The following is a 23476-nucleotide window of genomic DNA, read 5'->3' as shown; positions in this document are numbered from 1 at the left end:
ATACAACAATTACAAAAAGCCAATCGATTGTATTTTATATTGTTTTCTTATATTTACGTTGAAATTATAAAAACAACAAAAGAATGAAAACATATTATACGGCCAGATACGCTGCTTCTCCACAGGATGTCAAAACTTATGATACCTCGAAATTAAGAGACGAGTTTTTAATAGATAACTTAATGGAGGAGGATAAAATAAATTTAGTGTACTCGCACTACGATAGATTTATTACGGGAAGTGCCGTTCCTACGAATACCTCATTAAAACTAGAAAGTATAGATGCTTTAAAGGCGGAGTATTTTTTAGAAAGAAGAGAACTTGGAATTATCAATGTAGGAGGAGCAGGCACAGTTACCGTGGATGGAACTTCATATGCTCTAAATCATAAAGAAGCTTTATATGTAGGTAGAGGAAATAAAAGTGTTGAATTTTCAAGTGATTCAGCGGATAAGCCTGCTATGTTTTACTTAAACTCTACGCCGGCACACAAAGCCTTTCCAATAAAGAAAATTGGACAAGACGATGTTGAAGTCATAGAATTAGGTTCTCCAGAGACTGCTAATGCCCGTACTTTAAGAAAGTATATCGTTAACAGTGTTGTGGATGTTTGTCAATTACAGATGGGAATGACGACACTGAAAGCAGGAAGTTCTTGGAATACCATGCCTGCTCACGTGCATGACAGAAGAATGGAGGTTTACTTCTACTTTGAAGTGGCAGCAGATCAAGCCGTATGTCATTTTATGGGTCAGCCTCAAGAAACCCGACATATTTGGATGGGTAATAATCAAGCCGTTATCTCGCCACCATGGTCTATTCATTCAGGTTCTGGTACTAGCAGTTACAGTTTTATCTGGGGAATGGCAGGCGAAAACCTAGATTATGGAGATATGGATCATTGTAAAATTAATGAGTTGAAATAAGCGATATAAGAACAATCATGTCAATAAAATTATTCGATTTAACAGGAAAAGTAGCTTTAGTAACGGGCTCAACCCACGGTTTAGGTATGGCCATGGCCAAGGGAATAGGGAATGCAGGTGCTAAAATTATCGTAAACGGAAGTTCATCTCAGCAAAAGTTAGATGACGCTATTCTAGCATACAAGAAGGAGGGGATTGATGCATATCCAAGCCTTTTTGATGTTACGGATGAAGAAGCGGTAAAAGCGGCTATCGAAAAGATAGAAACAGAAATAGGCCCTATAGATATATTGGTCAATAATGCAGGAATTATTAAAAGAACCCCGATCGTGGATATGGAGGTCTCTGATTTTAAAGCCGTCATTGATGTTGATTTAGTAGGTCCTTTCATTGTCTCTAAACATGTGGTTAAAGGCATGATTTCTAGAGGTGGCGGCAAAATAATCAATATCTGCTCTATGATGAGTGAATTAGGAAGAGATACGGTAAGTGCTTATGCTTCGGCCAAAGGGGGCTTAAAGATGCTGACGCAAAGTATGGCTACAGAATGGGCTAAATTTAACATCCAAACCAATGGTATTGGACCAGGATATTTTGCAACCAGCCAAACGGCACCAATTAGAGTAGACGGGCATCCCTTTAATGAATTTATCATTAAAAGAACGCCAGCTTCTAGATGGGGAGATCCAGATGATTTACAAGGAGCAGCTATCTTTTTAAGCTCCAAGGCAAGCGACTTCGTGAATGGTCATGTTGTTTATGTGGATGGGGGCATTTTGGCTACCATAGGTAAACCAGCGAATGAATAATTTCAAAAATATCAGTATGAAAACTATCAATTTTTCTATTTTTTCTTTGGGATTTCTTTTGCTCAACTCTTGTGTTCCCAAAAAAGACACGACGACTGTTTTAGTGAAAAATGAATTGGATTTTGAAAGGACTTTTGAAACCGTCGTTTTAAGCAAATCAGAACTGAACATAGAAGACCTGAGCAATACAGGCATTAAAGATACCAAAACGGGTGAGCTTCAGCTTACCCAATTGGTTGATAATGATGGAGACGGCATCATGGACGATATACTGTTTCAACCCAAAATAGCGGGTAACGCTGAAAATGTCTATGAAGTTGTAAGTGTATCTGAAGCGGAAAAACCTAAAGCAGAAGAACTTTGTTACTCGCGATTTGTGCCTGAAAGAACAGACGATTATACCTGGGAAAACAATAAAGTAGCTTTTAGAATGTATGGTCCAAGGGCTCAACAAATGATTGAAGAGAACATTCCGGGAGGTACACTTTCTAGTGGGGTAGATGCTTGGTTGAAAAAAGTAGAATATCCGATTATCAACAAATGGTATAAGAAAGAATTAGAGCACCAAGGAGCTTATCATTTAGATTCTGGTGATGGCTTAGATAACTTTCATGTAGGTCAAAGTAGAGGGGTGGGGGGCGTCGCCATAAAAAATGGTGATTCTTACTTTTTTTCAAAAAACTACACAAAATGGAGAACCATAACGACAGGACCAATTCGTACCAGTTTCTATCTTGAAATAGGGGTCTGGGATGTAGCAGGAAACCCAATAAAAGAGTCGAAAATTATTAGTCTAGATCTTGGTAGTAACTTATCGAAGTTTGATGTTACTATCAGCGGAACCGACACGCTTTCAGCTGGTTTGACGCTTCACGAAAAAGACGGTGTAGTGAAAGAAAATAACGATAATGGATGGGTTAGCTATTGGCAGCCACATGCCGATTCTGAATTAGCAACCGCCATTGTGGTACCTCAAAATGCTTTCATAGGATTTGAAAAGTATGATACAGAGATAGCCGATTTAAGCAATGCTTATGCCCACATCAAAGTAAAAGATAATAAGGTGGTTTATTATGCTGGTTTTAGCTGGAAAGAAAGCGGGCAGTTTAAAAACCAGGCGGAATGGGAAAGCTATCTCGACTCTTTTTCAAAGCAGATTAACACACCTTTAGGGCTTACCGTTAATTTAAAATAGACGATCGACATATACAGGATATAACAAATCAGTCTATAAAGTCACTTAAATCCTAAGGTAAAAGCACCGCTATACCAATTGGATTTAAGTGTTTTTTTATTAAACCTGGTTTATGCATTGGCGAAACGTAATGAGCTATAAAGTGGAATAAATGGTTTTACGAACTGATTTCAAGCAATTTAGCTACTGGTCGCGATAGAATCGGGAGATTGCCTAATGCATAAAGCGGGTTAAAGGATTCAACTAGTCTAAAAGGATCCTTCTATCCTTGACCGCACTAAAATTTAAGATCTATAGCAGCCTCCAAAAGGGTTAATCAAAAGAGAATTCCATTATTTAACTGATTTTAACTTTAGTAGACACCACGACACAATAGTTTTTTTCGTCTACAGAAGTATATGAATCAAGAAATAAAACAAATTGCCGAAACTTTTCGGCCTATATCCCTTACGGATATGGACCAAGTGTCTTTAATGAAAAGATCTGACACAAAGTTCATTCTCCCAAAGAAGCAAGTCTTAGAAATTCTAAATTCTGTTTTGAACAATTACAGGGTTTTAGAGGTGAATAAAGATCGGGTTATGACTTATAACTCCTTATATTATGACACCCCTGGAAATGACTTTTATCAATGGCACCACAATGGGAAAATTAATAGAGTTAAGGTTAGAATACGGAACTATGTCGAATCTAAAATTCACTTTTTAGAGATTAAAAAGAAAAACGGTAAGGGAATTACCCATAAAAGCCGCATACCCATTGATGGTTTTGAAGAAAATCTAAGTAAAAAGTCTAATGATTTTATTCAAGAAATCACCCATGGAAGCTACGTATTGTCTCCAACGTTAGAAAACGAATTTAACCGTATCACCTTGGTGAGTACACTTCATAAAGAAAGAGCTACAATTGATTTTAACTTGAATTTTCGTAACGGGTTTAAGAATAAAGCCTATGACGATCTGGCCATAATAGAAATCAAACAGGAGGGTATAAACAGAAACTCGCCAATTTACCAAGAGCTCAAAAAAAGACATATTCTTCCCAATAGCATAAGCAAATATTGCCTCGGCATCATTAGCCTCTATGAGGATGTTAAATACAACTCTTTTAAAATCAAACTACTACAAATACAAAAATTAACAGCGTAAAATGGAATTCTTAGATATCCCCTTATTTGATGACGACTTCTTTAAAATGATGTTCCGGTTCATCATCAACATCACATTTTTGAGTATAATCATCACTGGCTTGTACTTTAAATCGAGTCAAAGAAAAGATTACCTTTTCACCTATTACATGATTGCCATCATCGTCTTTTTATTATGCTTCACGCTTAAGAAATATGAACTTGACATAGGTATGGCACTAGGTCTTTTTGCCATTTTTGGAATAATTCGGTATAGAACAGACGCCATCCCCATTAAAGAGATGACCTATCTTTTCATAGTCATAGGCGTTTCTGTCATAAACTCCCTAGCCAACCAAAAAATGAGTTATGCCGAAATTTTTGCGGGTAACATACTGGTCGTGGGAGCCATATACATTATGGAAAGATTATGGCGAGTTAATAATGAAGAAAGTAAAACCATACTTTACGAAAAAATAGAGAACATAAAACCAGAAAATTATCTTTTAATGAAAGATGATTTGGAGAAAAGAACGGGCTTGCTTATTAGCAGAGTAAGCATAGACACCATCGATTTTTTAAAAGATACGGCTGAAGTAACTATTCATTTTAATAAAGATAATTAGAATGAAGAAAACTATCTCAATCTTAACTATCGTCCTTTTTATGGCACAGGCTCTTCGAGCTCAAACGGACGAAACCTCCATAGACAAAGACCTGGAAACATGGTCCGGCTTAGAATTTCAATACGACATAAATTCAAAATTTAGCGTAAGCCTTGAAGAACAATTAAGGTTAAAAGAAAACAGTTCTATCATAGACGGATACTTTACTGAGCTCTCTGGGAAATATGATATATGGAAGGGCTTTAGCCTTGGTGCAGGACTGCGATTTATTAGATCCAATGACACCAATGGTAAGATTCAAGGATATGAAAATCATTTGCGTTACCAAATTGATGCCTCTTATAAGCATAAAATTGATAGACTAGACATAAAATATAGGTTTCGATATCAAAATAAGAGTGAATTAGATAGTGATAACCCTAATGACGCTCAAACTAGACTCAAGCTAAATTTAGATTATAACTTCAACCACTGGAAGTTTGACCCTGAAATATCAGGCGAGATTTTTTCACCAGCAGAAGGGTACAAGCCGGAAAAGTATAGAATAACTATTGGCACCTCCTATAAATTAGGAAAATCTGGTAAACTTAACGCCTTTTATGGCTTTGAAGGCAACATGAATAGTGAAGCATTAAGGCGAGCTAGCATTATAGGATTGAGTTATAAATATACAATTAAGAGAAAAGGGAAATAGGCTCAAGTACAAAAGTGGGGGAATTTCTCTATGAGTTTTCCCACTTTTTAAACTTCCAACATTCGATGGCATCGGCCTAACGAAATAGGTCGATCAGCGTTGAAAAACTTATTTTATCAGTTCGCTTGGGGCATTTCCAAATTGTTTTTTAAAGCACCTACTGAAATATAAAGGGTCGTTAAAGCCCACCATTTCTGCCACTTCGGTCACATTATGGTTTTTAGTTTTAAGTAAGACCGCCGATTTCTTTAATCGAACTGTTCTTATAAACTCATTTGGCGATAAGTCTGTAAGTTGTTTTATTTTTCTATAAAGTTTAGACGAACTCATGGCGAGTTTGTCGCATAATAGCCCAGAAGTCAGCTCTGGATTACTCATATTTATTTCTACCAGGTCTTTTATTTTTGATATTAATTCAATGTCTATTTGGGAGTGTGCCAGACTAATAACATCAGATTCAGCATCTCCAGAAAATTTTTGTTTTAAGTCAGAATGAATTTTAATGATATTATCAATACGTGTTCTCAGAAGGGTAGGGTCAAATGGTTTTACCAAATATCCATCTACACCAATTTTGTATCCTTTAATCCTATTTTCATTCTCCGCCAAAGCGGTTAATAAAACCACAGCGGTATGACTAATATTTTCATCATTTTTTAATTCCTCCACAAACTCAAAGCCATCCATCACTGGCATCATGACATCTACCACACAAAGCACAGGTTTTACTTTTCTACAAACGTCCAATCCTTCTTTTCCGTTTTCTGCCTGATATACCTTGTAGAATTCAGATAAATATTCTGCCACATATTTTCTTAGCTCTGGGTTGTCATCTATGATTAGAATACCATGCTTAATGTCGGTGTTGGTTTTTACACGACTGACATTTTTATGGTTTAGAAATTCGGGCTTAATAGTGGTGGTTTGTTCCTCTTGAGCTGTTATCTGAAGTATTTCGTTTTCCGTATAAGCATACTTACTGACAGGCAACTGGATAGTGAAAATACTACCGGCTCCTGGTGTACTTATTACACTGATTTTTCCTTTATGTAATTCTACTAAAGCCTTCACCAACGATAAACCAATACCCGTACCCGTGGTGCTTTCTACACTGTTTTTGGCTTGATAAAATCTAGAAAATATCTTTTCTTGACTCTCTATGGGGATGCCAATACCATCATCACTCACTTCTATTTTAAGTATTTTAGATTCTCCTTCTATAGTACCTAGGAATAAATCTACATTCCCATAATTATTGGTAAACTTCATGGCATTGGAAAGTAGATTAAATAGAATCTTGGTGTACTTATCCATGTCTATCCAGCATTCTCCTAACTCGTCTTCAACATTTAAGTTAAAGTTGATGTTCTTGGATTGCGAAAGTTCCACAAAGGAGTTAAAGATCTCTTCGGTATAGGGTAAAATGTCGGTTTTAGTCACTTTTAACTCCAGTTCACCAGTTTCGGCTCTTCTAAAGTCTAGAATTTGATTAACCAGTCGTAATAATCTATTGGAGTTTTTATGGATTAAATCGACCCTACTTTTAGCATAAGTATTAAATGATTCTTGTTCTAAAAGTTGTTTAACAGGACCTAAAATCAAGGTCAAAGGTGTTCTTAATTCGTGAGAAATGTTTGTAAAAAAACGCAGTTTTTCATTGTTCAATTTTTCATCACGCTCTCTGTTTAATTTTTCATTTATTAGTTCTTGTTTTAAACGCATTCGGTCTCTAAGCTCACGTCTCACAAAGTAAAAGATAAGCATAAAGAGTACTAGATATAGGAGTAGTGCGGGATAATTAAACCAAATCGGACGTTCTATGGTAATTTTGTATGACACCGTTTCGCTCCAATAGCCAGCACTATTGCTTGATTTAATTTTGAAATGATACTCGCCAGGAAAGAGGTTGGTATACTGAACCGTTCTATAACTACTGGTGGTGGATATCCAGTTGTCGTCGAAACCTTCTAGCATATATTCAAACATATTTAGGCGTTCGTTGGCATAAGAAGGTGTAGAAAATTGTAAGGAAAAGTTTCTGTTGGCATAACTAAGAGTTAAAAGTTTAGTTTCATTTATATCCACCTTTAAAGGTATTTCACCATTGATTTCCTTCCCTGGAATTATCGCTTCGTTATTGATTTTTATTTCGGTGATAATAGGTCTAGGCGACCGTTCGTTTGATTTGATACTGGCTGGTGAAAAATAGATGATCCCATTTTTACCGCCTAAATAAATATTAGACTCTCCCAGATTATAAAACCCTTGTGAACTGAAAAAATCTAGTCTATTTCCACTATTCACATGGTAAACATTATACTGGTCAGTATCTGGATTTATCCAGGCTACGCTATTATTGTTGACATTTAACCATAAGTTATCATTAGCGTCTAAAAGAAAATCTGTGACCCATTTATTCGCCAATTGGCTGAATTCTGTGGCTGGAAGAAAGGTCTTTTTCTCAGCATCAAGGTAACTCAAGCCTGTGCGTGTGGCAGCCCAAAGCCTATCCGTTTTGTCAAAAATAATATCGCTGACATTGTCATGGGGTAGGCCTTCTCCTTTCTTCAAGGACGAGTTATAGGTCTCAATAGCCTTGGTGGAAATATTATATTTTATCACTCCGGCTTGCGTAGCAAACCACAAATTGTTTTCCTTATCCGTAATGATTTTGTTGATATTTCCATCTTTAAGCAAGTCGATTTTGTCAGACGAGATTGTGGTACCTTTAACTTTAAGCATTTTAGCCCCTTGGCCAAATGAGCCTATAATAATGTCATTCTCATTGATGATTTTAATGGAGGAAATGGCTACTTGTTCGAAACCAACATCTACTTCAATAGATTGATTTTTGGTATAGTTATAGACTAAAACTTTACCATTCCATAAACCGCAATAAAATATCTTTCCATCTTTTGTATAAATATGGGCGATATCTTTTTGGTTATTATATAAAGGAACAAACTGATTGTTTTCTTTTATAAAAAGTCCGCTGTGCCTAGTGGCTACAACAACTTTATTATTGTACGTTCTAGCAAAACCACGTATTCTAGGTGCTTTCCCATCAATAAATTTTGAGATGTCCTTATTGAATTTGAAATGGTTTCTATTGGGGTCATATTTATCCAAACCATCCTCTGTACCGATCCATAAAATGCCTGATGGATCAAAATACAAAGAGGTCACCAAGTTGTCGACCAAAGAAGTTTGATCAGTTAAAATGGAATAATGCCACTCAAAATTACCTTGGGCAATATCTTCTAGGTTTTCACAAACAAGAATTCCACCTAGCGTGCCTACCCAGTATTTACCATCGGGATCCTGAGCAATGGAGACAAAATAGGGTCCCAAAGCCTCTCTTGTTTTCGTGTTTTTTATATAAATGTTTTCAAATTTTTGTGTTGATTTATTGAGCTTAAAGAGGCCTTTTCTTGTTCCCGCGAAAATGTCTTTTTTACTGTCTTCAAAGATAAAATGCAAATAAGGGTTTCGCTCAGAAGAGTCTGTAACCTTAAGGGTATAAGTGGAGGTGTGCTGTACTTCTCCTTTACTATCTAGCCTTATTTTGGCAACAGAAGCGGTCTCGAAACTTCCAATCCAGATATTGCCGGAGGTGTCTTCGAAAATTTCTTTAATATAGTTGAAATTAGGCAGATGTATTTTTATGAATTGTTTGTCGTCTAAATTAAACCGATAAAGCCCTTTGTCTTTTGTTCCCACCCAAACACGTTTGTATTTATCTATATAAACGGAACGAACCTCATTATCTGGTAAACTTTTAGGGTTTCCTTCCTCGTTTAAAAATGTGGTAAATTGATGCGTATCTAACTTTAATAATGTTAAGCCCTTTCGGGTTCCAATCCATAGATTGTTTGACGCTTCATCTAATTCTAAAGCCGTAATGTCGTCGTTAGGAATTTTATTATTCCCTTCAGACGTACTTAAATAAGATTTGAATTCATAGCCATCAAAACGATTAAGTCCTGAAAAGGTCCCAATCCATAAAAATCCGTGCTTATCCTGAACTATATGCCTTATAGAATTATGAGAAAGACCGTTATTGTCGTTATAGTGGTCAAATTTCAAATCCTGCCCAATACTTTGAAATGTAATGGCACTAAAAACAAGTATTAACTTATATAAAAGGTTGAAATTATTCTGCACTAGCAACGAACTTAGACATGATACCTAATATAAGATTTTAACCGTTTGTTATGACACTTTTTTGAGAAATATTCGTATTAAAGAAGCGGTCAAAAGTAAAACTATAACTGAATATAAATTCTTGCAGTTCGGGCAAATCATTTAGTTTTTAGTCCAACATTCTCTGACATTTCCAAAACAAGCTCACCTCCGTTAGTAATATCAGAATGCTTTAAAGTGAAATTCGAAATCACTTTTTGATTAAACTCTACCTTGTTAACATAAACATTACTAGGACTGTTGTTTTCAGCCTTAATCACAAATTTTTTGCCTATATAATAATCTGGATTTAAGTGAATAATAATTTCGTTGAAAATCGGACTTCCTATTTGATATTCAGAATGGTCATCTGTTCCGCCATTCATTTGAAATAAACCCATTTTCATTAATACGGCTAAGCTTCCCATTAATCCCTGATCTTCATCTCCATTATACCCTGTAGCTGGCGAAAGACCGGCAAAAGCTTTATTTACCACTTTTCTAGACCAATATTGGGTAAGATCATATTGACCCAATTTGTTGAAAATAAAAGCGGTCTGTATAGAAGGCTGATTGCCGTAATTTATAGGAATGCGTCTGTATTCTGGATGTAGTTCTTGAGCATGCGAATTGCCGGCTGTAAAATTTAGTTTTTCGGCCGTAATAAACTGACTGTTTAATTTATCTATCGCATTTTCAGTTCCTCCCATGAGCGTAGCTAAGCCTCCTAAATCGTGAGGAACAAACCAAGTAGATTGTGCTCCATTTGATTCTATAAATCCATGCTCTGTTTGATAGGGGTCAAAATCTTTTTTCCAAGTTCCATTGATGTCTTTGGCCCTCATCCAACCTGTAGATGGATCAAAAACATTTTGATAATTTTTCGACCTTTTGATAAAATAGTTATAGTCATCTTCATGCCCTAGTTTTTTTGCCAATTGAGCCAAGGTCCAATCCTGGTAGGCGTATTCCATGGTTAAACTGGCACCTTCTTGGTGACCGCCAAATCTACCCTCTGGAATAGGATAGGGTACAAAACCATTTTCGATATAATATTTTAATCCTCCACCAAGTTTGGTATTGTGCTCATAACCAGATTTCTCCATGATACCACCAGGCATATGGTTTACCTTTAAAGCTTGGTAAATTTCTTCTAAGTCTTCTGTGACAATTCCTTTTTGAATGGCAGTAACCATAAATGGGGTGGAGGATGCTCCCGTCATTACATAGGTATAGTTTCCTCCGGAAGGACCACGCGGTATCAAGCCTCCGTCTTTATAATACTGTAATAAAGAATAGGTGAATTCTTTCATAATCTCTGGATAAACTAATCCCCATAGAGAATTGATGGTCCATTGTGCTCCCCAGAAAGAGTCAGAGTTATAATGGTTGAATTTCGGTTTGCCATTTTCCTGGAGTGGAATCTGACCCACTCTAAAAGTATTTCCTGTATTATCTGGATAGGCACCATTAGCATCGCTTATTATCCTTCTGCCTTGTAGTGCATGCCAAAGGTCCGTGTAAAAGCGTCGCTGTTCTTGGTCTGAACCACCTTTAACTTCAATTCTGCCTAATAACCCTTCCCATTCGTTCTGAGAATCTGCAACAATTTTGTCAAAATTCCATTGTGGTAATTCTGTAGCGATATTATTAGAAGCATTTTCTATCGAGGTATATGAAATACCCGCTTTCATTAAAACAGGCTCATCAGAAGCCTTTAATCGGATTAAATAATTTCCAGTTTTAGCATCCTTTTCAATAGCTTCAAAAGCTTGGTTAAATTCCACTTTAAAGAAAATTTCCAGGGGTTTTGGTCTTCTACGTGTAGGTGCAGCTACAAGCTTTCCTGTTATTTCTCTATCACCTATTTTTTCTAATACGCCATCCAAATTTTCACATGGACCTAACATGGTATTTAGATTGAATAATATCCCTGCATTTTGACCTTTCGGAAAAGAATATTTATGAAAGCCAACACGCTTTGTACTGGTTAATTCGGCTTTTATGTTAAATCTTTCTAACTCAACCTTATGATATCCAGGTTTTATCAGCTCATTGTCATGGCTAAATTTCGAATAGAAATCGGTAAAAATGCTTTTGCTGTTTTCATCCGAAAATGTTACAGGCATAACGGATAATCCAGACATTTGCCAAGCATGAATATGGCTAAAACCTTTAATGGTATCTACCTTATATCTATATCCACTGCCCCAAGCACCATCTATTTCATTGTCGGGACTTAAGTTAACCATTCCGAATGGTCTACTTGCCGATGAAAAGAAAAACCACCTTGAGTTTTCTGAGTCTAGCGTTGGATAAACCTTATCGGTTAAATATCCGGCATTGGCATTTTTTTCATTCACTTTACAAGAGAGAACAGTGATAGAAAGAAGAATAGCGATTGCCAACCCTTTATGATATACGTTTATTAATTTCATTTAATTATTTAGAATATTTTAAAGTATTTCTTGCAATGGTAATCCCTCTTTTTAGTTTCTAGGTTCCATCATTTCCTATGATTGAATAAGTAAAAACAAAGATAAATTGCAGCTTAAATATAACCCACCTTGTCTTACCTAGTTAGCGGTAAGTTTTCATTTCTCTAGTATGTTTCTAGTCATATCGACTAAACTAAAAGGGACAAAAGGATAATTTAAAACCCGAATCATTGTTTATTCATCTCGGTTTTACAAAATACGGGCAGGTTATTTTCAAACCCACCCGTATTCAAACCAAACCATATTAAACCATCAACTTTACTCCTTTTTAGTATCCACTATTCTGCGTCATAGTTGCTGGAGAAATTTCCAACTCTATTAATGGAATAGGACGTAGCATGTGCTTTGAAGCCTCAAACGCCCCGTGATCTCTATAATGAGGATTATACATTCCCACTCTCTCTTCTAATTTACCCATACGTTTTAGCGTAGTCCATCGGTTATCTTCGCCTACTAATTCTAAAGCACGCTCATCCAAGATGGTGTCTAAATCTAAGGTAGTATAATGATCTGCCACACCCGTAGCACGCTCTCTTACTCTGTTTATATGAGTCAAAGCTTGCGTAGTATTTCCTGCTCCTAACAAAGCTTCCGCAGCAATTAAATGCGTCTCGGCTACTCTGAAAATATAGGTATCTCTCGCTCCATTATTTTCTTCTTGGAAAACCTCATCATCGAATTTTTTCATCATTGGGAAATTTGTCAATATAGGATTCGCCGTATACTGATAATTTACACCTGCTATTGTTTCAGGTCTTCCGAAAAGGTATTGGTTTGGCTGATATACCCAATAACGCTCTAGTTTATCTTTAAGCTCTGCCTCGCTTAGTGTATATTTTGGAAAATATACAACAGTATCTCCAATAGCTATCTCATCATTACCAATAGCAAACCCTGCCTCGTCTGCAATTATTGATCTATGTATGGTCACATTTTCTCTGGAATCATTGTCAGCAAACAAAGAATAAAAATAAGGCGTCATCATTAGGCCATTTCCTGGTTTACCGTAAAGATTACTTCTACTTACACCCGGTAATGATTGAACGCCTGACATAAATAAGGAATGCTTATTATTTCCTCTGTCTTCGGCAAAACCTGTATCACCCCAGTGAGCAGCAAAAAGAATTTCTGGGTTTACTTGGTTGTCATAGTCAAAAAGCTCTGCAAAACTTTGGCTTCTAATATCATAAGACCCGATTGCTTGTACCGCTAAATCTGCCGCCGTTTGGAAATCGTTTCCTCCAGCAAAAGACTTATATGCTCTGGTTAAGTACACTTCTGCTAAAACATGCTGAGCTGCTCTTTTTGATAAACGGCCAGTTTCAGGAGCATCCTTTAGTGTAGGAATAGAAGCCTCTAATTCACTAATAATCAAGGCAAATGTTTCCTCTTCACTAGAACGTGAATAATCAGTACGGATACTTTGTGGTTCGGTTAACTCTAAAGGAACACCACCATACTGCACGGCCAAATTATAATATGCCAGAGCTCTCAACGCTCTAGCTTGAGCTATTCCGTAAGCCTTATTTTCTAAATTAGCGTCACTCCAATCTATCTGCGTTTCAAATCTATTGATAGCTGTATTTGCTTTAGATATTACGCCATAATTACTACTCCATACCCCGTTATTTTGTGGAGCATTAAAGCTATTGTAATCGTTTTCACTACTAAATGAAAAAACTTCACTTTGAGTGGTAAAGATATCTGTTCCGGCAAACATATAGCCGTAGTTTTTGTAGACATCTCTTGTTGCGTCATAAAGACCTATTACGAGTTGGTCCGCATTATTTTCCGTAAGGAAGTTTTCACTGGTAATACCAGAGTATATTTCTTCGTCAATATAGTTGTCACATCCGCCAATCAAGACTGAGCACGTCAACAGGACAGCAACTTGTTTTATATTAAATATTTTCATTGTTAATCTTTTTTAAAAATTAGTAAGTTACTTTCAGTCCAAAAAGAACGGTTTTAATCATATAACCTGCGTTGTATGAGTTTTGCATTCCTGTTTCAGGGTCTGGACCCGCATAATCAGTAAATGTGAATGGATTTTGAACATCCAAAGTCAATCTTAAACTATTGATTTTCAACCTGTCTAAAAGTGTACTTGACGCAGTGTAACCCAAACCAATGTTTCCTACTTTCACAAAATTAAAGTCTGTATAATAGTTATTTCCTGTAGAACCATACTCAGGTGCAGGGTTTGGAGAACCTGGATTATTTGGCGTCCAATAATCTAAATCTACTTTGTTAAATTTAGCGTCATCGTTTTGCCATGGCACAAAATTGTTATAGAACTCAGAATGTCCATAAACACCCTGTCTAGTGTGCATCTGGATATTTAAATTGAAATTGTTATAAGTGAAAGTATTAGTCATACCACCTATCCAATCTGGAGATAAAGAACCTATTACCTTTTTATCATCTTCATTTAAACTTCCATTATTATCTAAGTCACTATACTTATACTGTCCAGGAAAACTTCCGTCATAAGCAAAAGCTTCTGCGGCCTCTTCTAACTGCCAAATACCTTCAATTTCATATCCGTAGATAGCATCAACTGGCTGTCCTATCTGGCGTACACCGTGGTTTCCGTATGTAAACTTATCAATGCCGCCGTCTAATTTTAGAATCTCGTTTTTGTTCTTCGCAAAGTTTATGCTGGTAGTCCATTTGAAATTATTAGTTTGAGCATTTACGGTATTCAGCGTAAGCTCCACTCCACTATTTCTAACAGAACCATAATTACCAGTAGCTGAGCCATATCCCGTAATTGGAGATAGTGTTCTTCCTAATATAGCATCTACAGTTTTCTTGTTATAAATCTCTAAGCTTATACCAAGCCTGTACTGTATCATACTCATGTCTACACCAAAGTTAAACTCTTTAGAACGCTCCCAAGTCAATTCATAATTAGGCAAACCGTTTACTTTTACACCATTAACATGGCTGTTTCCGAAAAGGTAATCAGCTCCTCCTAAGAAGGCTAATGATTGATATGCTCTAATAGAACCTTCGTTTCCTGACTCTCCGTAACTTAAACGGACTTTAAGATTGTTTAACCAATCTGCCTCCTGCAAAAATGCTTCGTCACTGGCTTTCCAAGCAAAAGCAGCGGATGGGAAGAAATTCCACTTATAACCCGGTGCTAGTTTAGAAGAACCATCATATCTTCCTGTAAAAGTAAATAAGTACTTATCCTGAATGCCATAGTTTAACCTTCCAGCAAAAGAAGCGAGTGTTTCTTTATAGAAAAAAGTATTGTATGACCTTACATCTAAGCCGGCACCAGCATTATAAAATTGGTATGCATCGGTATCAAAGTTTCTAGTTTCAACCGCACTCCCCTCTCTTTGATTATAATACATAGACGAAATCAAAGTTGCATTTAGACTATGCCCTTCTGCTACATCGAAATTCAGGTCAGCTATATTATCCCAAGTATAAGAGGTTTTAAAAGTGGAATTGTAATAAGCACGTGTACGAGATTCTTCGTTTCTAGCCGATTTAGTTAACAAACCAAAATGTGACCCATAACGGTCATTTGAAATATTAGGTGCAAACTGTGTTTTTAGGCTCAACCATTTAGTCGGCTTGTAATTCAAGAATGCATTGGTGATAACATCTAAGGTTTTGGTATTACTTAACCATGACCCTTGCGACTCATAAATAGGATTTAAGAAACGTCCATCTTGATCATCTGGAAATAATATAACACTTCCATCTGGATTGAATGAGTTTACTGTTGGAGACAAACGCAAAGTACTTCTAAATAGCTCATTACTTCCTGTCTCTCTATCTGATAAGGATAAATAAGCTTTTACACCCAAGGTAAATTTATTGGATACCTTTTTGGATAATGATGTGCTTAAATTAAAACGGTCATAAGATTCTATTCCTATGACGCCTTTATTACTTAAATAACCGGCTGAGGCATTATAAGTTAAGCCGTTACTACCGCCCGACATGGCCAAGGTATGACTCGATTGAATTCCTGATTTCAAATAATCATTTTGCCAATCTGTATAACGACGGTTAGCTACATTGCTCGCTTCTTCGTTTGTGGCTCTAAACTCTCTAGATAAATCTACCGTTGCATTGTTATAATCTTCTACGGTTGGGTAAACGCCTTCATTTGGTTTGAACATCTGCTTCCAAGCCGTGCTACGTAATACTTTATCAGCAAAATCCACAAATTCATCTCCGTCAAGCATATCCGGAACATTAGTAGCGGTATTTACGCCAAAAGTAGCATCGTAACTAAACTGTGTTCTCCCTTCAATTCCATTTTTAGTAGTGATAATAACCACACCATTAGCCCCTCTAGCTCCATAAATAGCGGTAGCCGATGCATCTTTTAGAATATCCATTTGCTGAATATCAGCAGGGTTCAAAATATTGATATCATCAAAAAATACGCCATCAACTACATATAATGGTTTGGAAAGGTCATCAGCAATATTATCACTTAAACCGTCACGATTTTCGTTGGTATTCTGAATGACAGTATTACCTCTAATGTCAATAGATAATGGTGCACCTGGTTTATTGTTAGTAGTTCTTACATCAACACCAGCCACACGGCCTTGTAAAGCCTGCCCCAAATCTGTTTTCTTTTGTGAGGTAAGCTCTCTATTACCTAAAGATGCTACAGCTCCCGTCAAATCCGTCCTTTTGACCGTACCATAACCAATAACCACAATCTCTTCAAGGTTAGCGGCATCTTCTATCATTTCGACATTTAATGAAGATTGACCAGAATATGTAATATCCTGAGATACATATCCTATAAATGAAAATGTAAGGACATCACCATTCTTTACGCCAATTTTAAATTTACCTTCTGCATTGGTAGATGTACCAGTCGTGGTCCCTTGCTTTACTATGTTAACCCCAGGGATGGGCGTATTTTGATTGTCTAATACCACACCTGATACCGTATCCTGTGCGTAGGCCAATGATGTAAAACTTACAGCAATGGCAATTAATAAAAGTTTAAGTTTTTCCATATCAAGTTTGTTTATTATGGGTTAAGTTTAGTTTATTCTTGGAATTGTTCAAATATAAAACCGAGCCCAAAATTAATAAGAGCATATTTTTTAGGGATGGACATTTCGTTCAAAAACATGGAGATATAGATAAAAAGTGTTCTTATTCTTATGGAAAGCAGCCAGTAATACTAATTTTTCGCTAACCCACTTATTGTATGTGTGCTTACAATGAGCTGTTATTCAGCTAGATGCACTAGGGGTTGTGCTCTAATATATTTGAATGATACAAAAAATGCGTAGACATCAGGGTTTTAAGCTCTTGATGGATAGATTAGGAGGGTAATGGGAGTTTGAAAAGCCAAGAAATTTATACTATGACCTTAATTCATCTCTGGTTTCTTTGCTGGAGTATTGGAGATTTAAATAAGTCTCTTTATTGTTGATGAAATAGTTCTTTGTTTAAACCAGAGGATTGAAGTCATTATATCGAAGCAACAAGCTTCTCTGAGTAGGCTGAAAAGAAAGAGCTAATTTCTTATGAGTCAATCTTCAATAAATGCATCAATCTATGTGCAAAAGGTGCAAAAAATATGGCTACCGTACTTAAAAAAACAACGCCGCTAAATATGGCATATATCGAAGCGAATAGTTTGGCAGAAACCGTTTTCAATTCATCAACGGGTCCCATTCCTGTTAAAATCATGGAAGCGTTATAGGTGCTGTCAATCCATTTTAATTCACCGATATAATGATATCCTAAAATCCCAATTCCTAGAGAGAAAGCCAAGAGGAGTATGGAAAAGATAGAATACTTTATTACTCTTATTCCAAATTCTTTTGGTGGAAGAATATTTTTATTTTTTGTTTTGTTCAAGATGATAATCCGACTTTCCTAATGAAGGAATAGTTTTTTTGACCTCATATTTATTGGTAGTATACCTTCAGCCCTATAATAATACTTAAAGTAAATTATATGTCATCAGTTTTTGACCTTTAAAGCACCATGCACAGCTGAAACTAAGACAAAGGTTTTGCGACGCTTCTAGTTATGGAGAAACGTCTTTTCGACTTCGAACTCATCCATACAATGTGCGTCTTCCTACATGTTTTAGGTACTATTTAGAATCTTGTATCTGCTAGGGAGCCCTGCAATGTCTCTTTGGGGAAACCGCTAAGCCTAAAACGCTAACCATTCAAATAAAACCAAGCTGAAATCCTTTATTCTTTTTCTAAATTGCCTTAGCAAAACAGCATATATGTGATTGAAAATAGACGGTCTTTTGTTAAGAAAATGTCGTTAGGAGCTATGATGCTTCCTTTTGGACTTTCCAGTGATTCGAAGGTGGAACCGGATAAAAAGCTACGTGTGGCTTTGGTGGGATTGGGCAGGTATGCCAACTATCTGGCGGAAGGCATTGCCGTTTCTAAACATTGCAAAGTGACGAGTATTGTTACCGGAACGCCTTCTAAAATACCTGTCTGGCAAAAGAAGTATAACATTCCAGAAAGCTCAGTTTATAATTATGACAACTTTGATAAATTAGCCAATGACGGCAATGTGGATGTCATCTATATCGTGTTGCCCAATGGCATGCATAAAGAATATGCCATACGAGCGGCTAAAGCAGGTAAACATGTCATAGTGGAGAAGCCAATGGCCATCACGGCTCAAGAATGCGAAGAAATTATAGCGGCCTGTAAAGAGAATAATGTGCAATTGGCGGTAGGCTATCGATTGCATTTTGAGCCCTATAATATGGAAATGATGCGACTGGGCAGCGAGAAAGTTTATGGTGAGGTGCGTCATGTTGAGGCAGCGTTGGGATATAATACCAGTAATTCAGATTTAAATGATTGGCATTTAAATGCAAAACTTTCGGGAGGTGGTTGTCTTCAAAACTTAGGTGTGTATTGTATTCAAGGTGCCAGATATGTCACAGGGGAGGAACCCGTTTCGGTTACGGCACAGTTTGGGCCAAAAATCTATAAAGACGTCTTTAAAGAAGTAGAGGAGTCCATTCATTGGCAAATGGAATTTCCAAGTGGGGCCACAGCCACTTGTAGTTCTAGTTCCATAACCTCTATGGATAGGTTATTGGCATCTGCCGAGCGTGGTATTTTCGAGCTGAGTCCTGCCATTAGTTATGGACCGTTTGTTGGAAAAACGAGTGATGGGAAGTTTGAATTTCCGACGACTAATCAGCAGCAGGTTCAAATGGACGAAATGGCAAAGTTTCTATTGAACAACAAACCATTCCCAGACCACATAAGTGGTCTAGAAGGTTTGAGAGATCTAAAGGTGATTGATGCTGTTTATATGGCTGCCAAATCAGGAAGACGCGTTTTAATAGTTTAGCTAAAGAAAGATAAGCTAGTCTTTAACAAATCATCATCAAACGGCTTTGTCCATTTTTTTCCATTGGAGCACGATGAACACAAGGAGGTACTTGACTTTCAGGGTGCTCAATGGCCAATCTCCATATGTGACCGAGGCCTAAGCTGATAGGGCGTGCTTTAGTTTTAGCTTGATAGTGTAGGTCAAAGAAATGCTCACTTAAAAATGCCTCAAAGCCTTCATCTGTTCCTTCGTATAGTTTTTTGAGTTCATCACGTATTTCGGGAATAAGTATTTTTTGTATGGCTTGTGAATTTGGCAATATATCACTCGATTCACCATGATAAGTGCATAAAAAAGTGTCGGTGGGTATAGGAGAGCGATCTACATGAAAAGAATAAACATCAGTTGGGAAAAACGGGTAGGAATCATCTCTGTCATAGTACTTGATAACGTTGAGCGTTGGAGATGCTCCATGAGCGGTTAACAGCTTTAAGTCATTTAAAAGTATTTCACGAGCAAGCTGCCCGCGTTCACTCAAAGTAAGTTCACGAAGCTCATCTTGGTCAAATGCCGCTATATTATCGTTTAGATCTAACTTTTCAACAATCTCAGAGAAATCACCTATAAGTTTACGTGTCCAGCACATCGCATTAATGACTCCATGAAAAGGTGTGGAAACCAGATCTTGAAAATTCGTAACACATTGAATTTGATTCTGAGTGGGAGGTAAGTCTATCATAAGGAGGTATTTTTCAAACCAGCGTTTTGTATCATTCAAAGACTCTACTGGAGGGGAAATTGAATGAAAAAATAGAAAGCAATTATGGAAATAATTTCGATGAATTCTTGCTAAAGCATAAATTTAGGAACTCTTTTAGTTAGATCGTTTAATTGTAAAAGGAAGATCCCCTTTCCCATTAAAATGAAAAATAAGTATGTTGGTCAGGATCCAACAATTTCACCAAAGAATGGTTGTTTTACCAGTTTCAAGTTTTTTTGATGATGAAGATTGAAAATTATCTTCCTGAAACTATTCCACAGCACTTTCGAGAAGTTTATACACTTACTCTACTACTTTTAAAGGGTTTTCATAATCACTTTTCATATCGTAAGGTAGCTTCCAAATCTCCCCATTGAAATTACCGAAATACAAACCTGACTTACTGAAAGAATGGAATGGTGCTCAGTCTAGAAATTAAGCTTTATGATTTTAAGGTGGGGATTAGAAGAGTGATCTAAGGAGCTGTCCTAGATAAGCGTTTTAGCTTTTACTGAATTTTCGCTAAACTTATATATTATGAGATTTCTTGTTCGGAAACCGATAGCGTTAGGCAACGCATAGTTAGAAAACTGCGTTTTTATGTAAAATAGAGCTTATTCACCTTTGAAAATCATGATAAATTAAATATTTCTACAGATTTGAGGAAGACTAAATTACTGATTATTTGTAAACACGGAATCTGCTAAAACAGTTGACATATTTTATTAAAAACAGAATCGTATTTACTCTAATCTTATTTTTGATTAGTTCTTGCAAGGATATTTGGCGTTTAGAACCAAGGGAATCTGACCTAGGAGAAGAAAGTACAAAAGTGTTGGGTCATAGAGGTGCAGGATATAATTCACTACTTTTTAGGGAAAATACTTCCGAGGGTATAGAATATGCTTTAGATAGATTAGGGGGTGTGGAAGTTGACATAGCAATAAGTAAGGATGGTGGTCTATGGCTCAGTCATGATGACAACGTGCGGCTTTTAGATAAGCCTTTTATTGATGCTACAGATAAAGAAATAGCCGATGTAAAAGATGAAAATGGACAAGTTTATTATGATAAGCTGGAAGACATTCTCGCCCTAATGGTAATCAAATATCCTTCTAAACATATCTCTTTAGACGTTAAAAACCCCAAGGAACTCTTTAAGTCTGAAACATTTAGTGCTGTTGCTAAAAAACTAGCAGATTTTACTGATTCTTACAATTTTGACGGTAAAATATCTGTTCATTCAGATTCTTTAAGCTTCCTTAAAATGGTAAGAGAAGAAAATTCTGGTATAGAGACTTTTTACTTGACTTGGGGAGATTTTGACCAAGGAATAAAAAGGACATATGAGTATTACCTGACGGGTATTTCTTTTGATCATGACAGAAAAGACGATCTCACAAAATCAATGGTGGACTTGGCTCACAGTTTAAACCTTAAAGTGTTAGTATATAGTATAGAAGATAGTTTTATTGATGAAGTTTATGGTTTACAGGTAGATTTTATTGAAACTGATAATATGGAATTTTACGAATTGCTATACAATTAATCCTATTTTAACACTTTTATAGGTTTTTCATAATCACTTTTCATATCGTAAGGTAGCTTCCAAACCTCTCCATTGAAATTACCGAAATACAAACTTGATTTACTAAACGTATGAGAGTTGCCATCTGCCCAGAAGAAACAAAAGGGAGCATTAAAGTTTACAGGTCGGCGTACATAGGAATGGCTCATCGCACTATTTTTGGTGAGTATTTTTTGTTTCGTCCACGTTTCGCCTTTGTCGTTAGATTGCCAAATGGCTATTTCGCCACCTACACCCCAAGACTGTGGCCCTTTTTCGGTGGGTCCTACTATCTGCCAAGTATCTTTTGAAATATATAAACTACCCATATCATAATTATGATCAGATGTGGCTATTACAGAAGTTTGCCATGCGGTGCCATCCCATTTGGTGACGCACCATTCATAGGGTGCACTTTTAGGGCCGGGTTCGTGACCATTGCTCCGAATATATAAACAAGCTGGCTTGCCATTGGCGTCAAACCCCATGTCTTTTACATACACATTTTTGCCTATTGCAGCATAATCTATCACCCTAGCTGGGCTTTCTAAGTCTGTAATGGGCAATGGTAATTCTAGACCATCTATATTGGTCCATTTTTCACCAAAGTCTTTTGATTGAATGTAGTATAAATCGGTTCGCCTATCTACGTCGCCATCTGGGTGGCGATTGAAAAATGTCCCCACCATTTTATTTTCAAATGTGTTGCTTGTTTGATAATGTCCAGATTTTTCACCTTTGTTTTCTGGAATAGCAGCAAGCAATTTATCTGCTGTCCAGCTCACCCCATCTTCACTGGTTTCAAAATATAATTGGCGAACGCCCGTATATTTTGTAAAGAAATGAAAGAAGCCATACTCCGTGTTCCATGGCTGCGGATAGGTCATCTCTTCTTCCGTTATTTGAGAAAACGCATCTATATTATAAGGTTCTTTGCTTTTGTATTTAAAGCCAAGTCGTCTTTGGCCTCTCCCGCTTATAAAAACCCAAATAAATCCGTCGTCATCTATCAATATGGAAGGGTTATCATGCGGGTCGTCTACGCCTTTTTTGTCATAAACCACGGTTGGTTTAGAAACCATGCCCGTTTTATGATCAAACTCCCCAATCATGCAAAGCAAATGCCTGTGGTCTTCTGTCGTGGTTCCACCATACACAAAAAAGGTTTTATCCACTTCTTTGGCATAGATGGCTAATGGAACATGTTTGGCGGTGTAGGTGCCCAAGGCTCCAGAGTATTTGTCGCCAAATTCATATTTTTGATTAAGCTCAAACCAAATGCCTTTGTAGCCATCGGCTTTGGTGTTGGTAAAGTCTTGGCTGTATGCTGTGTTAAATACAAGGAATATCAATATTAAAGTAAGTAGTCTCATAAGGGTTTGTTTTTAGCATCAATTTTATATAGAAATATGGGTTTTCATTGCTATCATATAAGTCCATAATATCATATAATCTTAATGTTTTTTGGGTCGTTATTGGCAGATTTCCACTGGCATTTAAATTTACTTTAAAGCTGTCTGGTAAAAAAGCTATGTTTTAATAATTGGTTAATCTCAAATTTGGTCATCGTAAGACTTAGAATATTCTGGCTAGTGAATCTATGACCCACTAAACTTTTTCAACCAAAAGCGGATAAACGACAAAAGTCAGACCTGTCAGCCTTTAGATAATATCTTTTTATTAGATTAAACCAGCGGTTTGGGAACACTACATCGAAACTTCGAGCTTCGCTAAGCAGGTGTTTTTTTGTTGATGAAACATTTT

15 protein-coding genes are annotated in these 23476 nt (G+C 36.7%); 8 read left to right on the top strand and 7 right to left on the bottom strand.

The features are described 5' to 3' along the window. The first annotated feature begins 83 nt into the window (after positions 1–83). From kduI to ACTBZY_RS21065, 6 genes are all read left to right on the top strand, one after another. Positions 84–926, top strand: a complete 843-nt coding sequence (gene kduI, locus ACTBZY_RS21090; protein ID WP_463048368.1) for a 5-dehydro-4-deoxy-D-glucuronate isomerase — start codon at positions 84–86, stop codon at positions 924–926. Positions 927–943: 17 nt separating this feature from the next. After that, on the top strand, positions 944–1735 hold the full coding sequence (locus tag ACTBZY_RS21085; protein ID WP_463048367.1) for a gluconate 5-dehydrogenase: 792 nt from the start codon (positions 944–946) through the stop codon (positions 1733–1735). 16 nt (positions 1736–1751) lie between these two features. After that, complete coding sequence (locus tag ACTBZY_RS21080; RefSeq protein WP_463048366.1) at positions 1752–2930, top strand: DUF4861 family protein; 1179 nt, start codon at positions 1752–1754, stop codon at positions 2928–2930. 398 nt (positions 2931–3328) lie between these two features. Further along, complete coding sequence (locus tag ACTBZY_RS21075) at positions 3329–4078, top strand: polyphosphate polymerase domain-containing protein (RefSeq protein ID WP_463048365.1); 750 nt, start codon at positions 3329–3331, stop codon at positions 4076–4078. Between the two features lies 1 nt (position 4079). Continuing rightward, positions 4080–4682 carry a DUF4956 domain-containing protein gene (locus ACTBZY_RS21070; protein WP_463048364.1) on the top strand — a complete coding sequence of 201 codons (603 nt, stop codon included), beginning with the start codon at positions 4080–4082 and terminating at the stop codon, positions 4680–4682. A 1-nt stretch (position 4683) separates the two neighbouring features. Further along, positions 4684–5376, top strand: a complete 693-nt coding sequence (locus tag ACTBZY_RS21065; RefSeq protein ID WP_463048363.1) for a DUF2490 domain-containing protein — start codon at positions 4684–4686, stop codon at positions 5374–5376. A gap of 108 nt (positions 5377–5484) precedes the next feature. On the opposite strand, the gene ACTBZY_RS21060 is transcribed toward ACTBZY_RS21065, so the two are convergent. The 5 genes from ACTBZY_RS21060 to ACTBZY_RS21040 form a co-directional block, all read right to left on the bottom strand. Further along, positions 5485–9540, bottom strand: a complete 4056-nt coding sequence (locus ACTBZY_RS21060) for a hybrid sensor histidine kinase/response regulator (protein WP_463048362.1) — start codon at positions 9538–9540, stop codon at positions 5485–5487. Positions 9541–9677: 137 nt separating this feature from the next. Continuing rightward, positions 9678–11996: a GH92 family glycosyl hydrolase gene (locus ACTBZY_RS21055; protein WP_463048361.1), complete on the bottom strand. Its 2319-nt coding sequence runs from the start codon at positions 11994–11996 to the stop codon at positions 9678–9680. Between the two features lie 328 nt (positions 11997–12324). Beyond that, complete coding sequence (locus ACTBZY_RS21050) at positions 12325–13971, bottom strand: RagB/SusD family nutrient uptake outer membrane protein (RefSeq protein WP_463048360.1); 1647 nt, start codon at positions 13969–13971, stop codon at positions 12325–12327. A 19-nt stretch (positions 13972–13990) separates the two neighbouring features. Continuing rightward, the gene (locus ACTBZY_RS21045) at positions 13991–17065 is read right to left on the bottom strand and encodes a SusC/RagA family TonB-linked outer membrane protein (protein WP_463048359.1); all 3075 of its coding nucleotides are present in this window, start codon (positions 17063–17065) and stop codon (positions 13991–13993) included. A 517-nt stretch (positions 17066–17582) separates the two neighbouring features. Continuing rightward, positions 17583–17921 (bottom strand): hypothetical protein, encoded by a 339-nt coding sequence (locus ACTBZY_RS21040; protein ID WP_463048358.1) that lies wholly within the window; start codon positions 17919–17921, stop codon positions 17583–17585. Between the two features lie 417 nt (positions 17922–18338). On the opposite strand from ACTBZY_RS21040, the gene ACTBZY_RS21035 reads away from it, so the two are divergent. Then, positions 18339–19403, top strand: coding sequence for a Gfo/Idh/MocA family protein (locus ACTBZY_RS21035; RefSeq protein WP_463048357.1), 1065 nt, complete (start codon positions 18339–18341; stop codon positions 19401–19403). Between the two features lie 22 nt (positions 19404–19425). Here the strand turns inward: ACTBZY_RS21035 and ACTBZY_RS21030 are convergent, their stop codons facing one another. Next, positions 19426–20124 carry a hypothetical protein gene (locus tag ACTBZY_RS21030; RefSeq protein WP_463048356.1) on the bottom strand — a complete coding sequence of 233 codons (699 nt, stop codon included), beginning with the start codon at positions 20122–20124 and terminating at the stop codon, positions 19426–19428. 781 nt (positions 20125–20905) lie between these two features. Here ACTBZY_RS21030 and ACTBZY_RS21025 point away from each other — a divergent pair. Continuing rightward, a complete protein-coding gene (locus ACTBZY_RS21025) occupies positions 20906–21694 on the top strand; it encodes a glycerophosphodiester phosphodiesterase (RefSeq protein ID WP_463048355.1) in 789 nt (262 codons plus the stop codon). A 2-nt stretch (positions 21695–21696) separates the two neighbouring features. Here the strand turns inward: ACTBZY_RS21025 and ACTBZY_RS21020 are convergent, their stop codons facing one another. After that, entirely contained in the window at positions 21697–23085 is a 1389-nt protein-coding gene (locus ACTBZY_RS21020; RefSeq protein WP_463048354.1) for a BNR-4 repeat-containing protein, read from the bottom strand. Positions 23086–23476 lie beyond the last annotated feature (391 nt).

The organism is Arcticibacterium sp. (assembly GCF_055134445.1).
The sequence above is the reverse complement of the archived record's forward strand: the minus strand, read 5'-3'. Positions and strand labels throughout refer to the sequence as shown.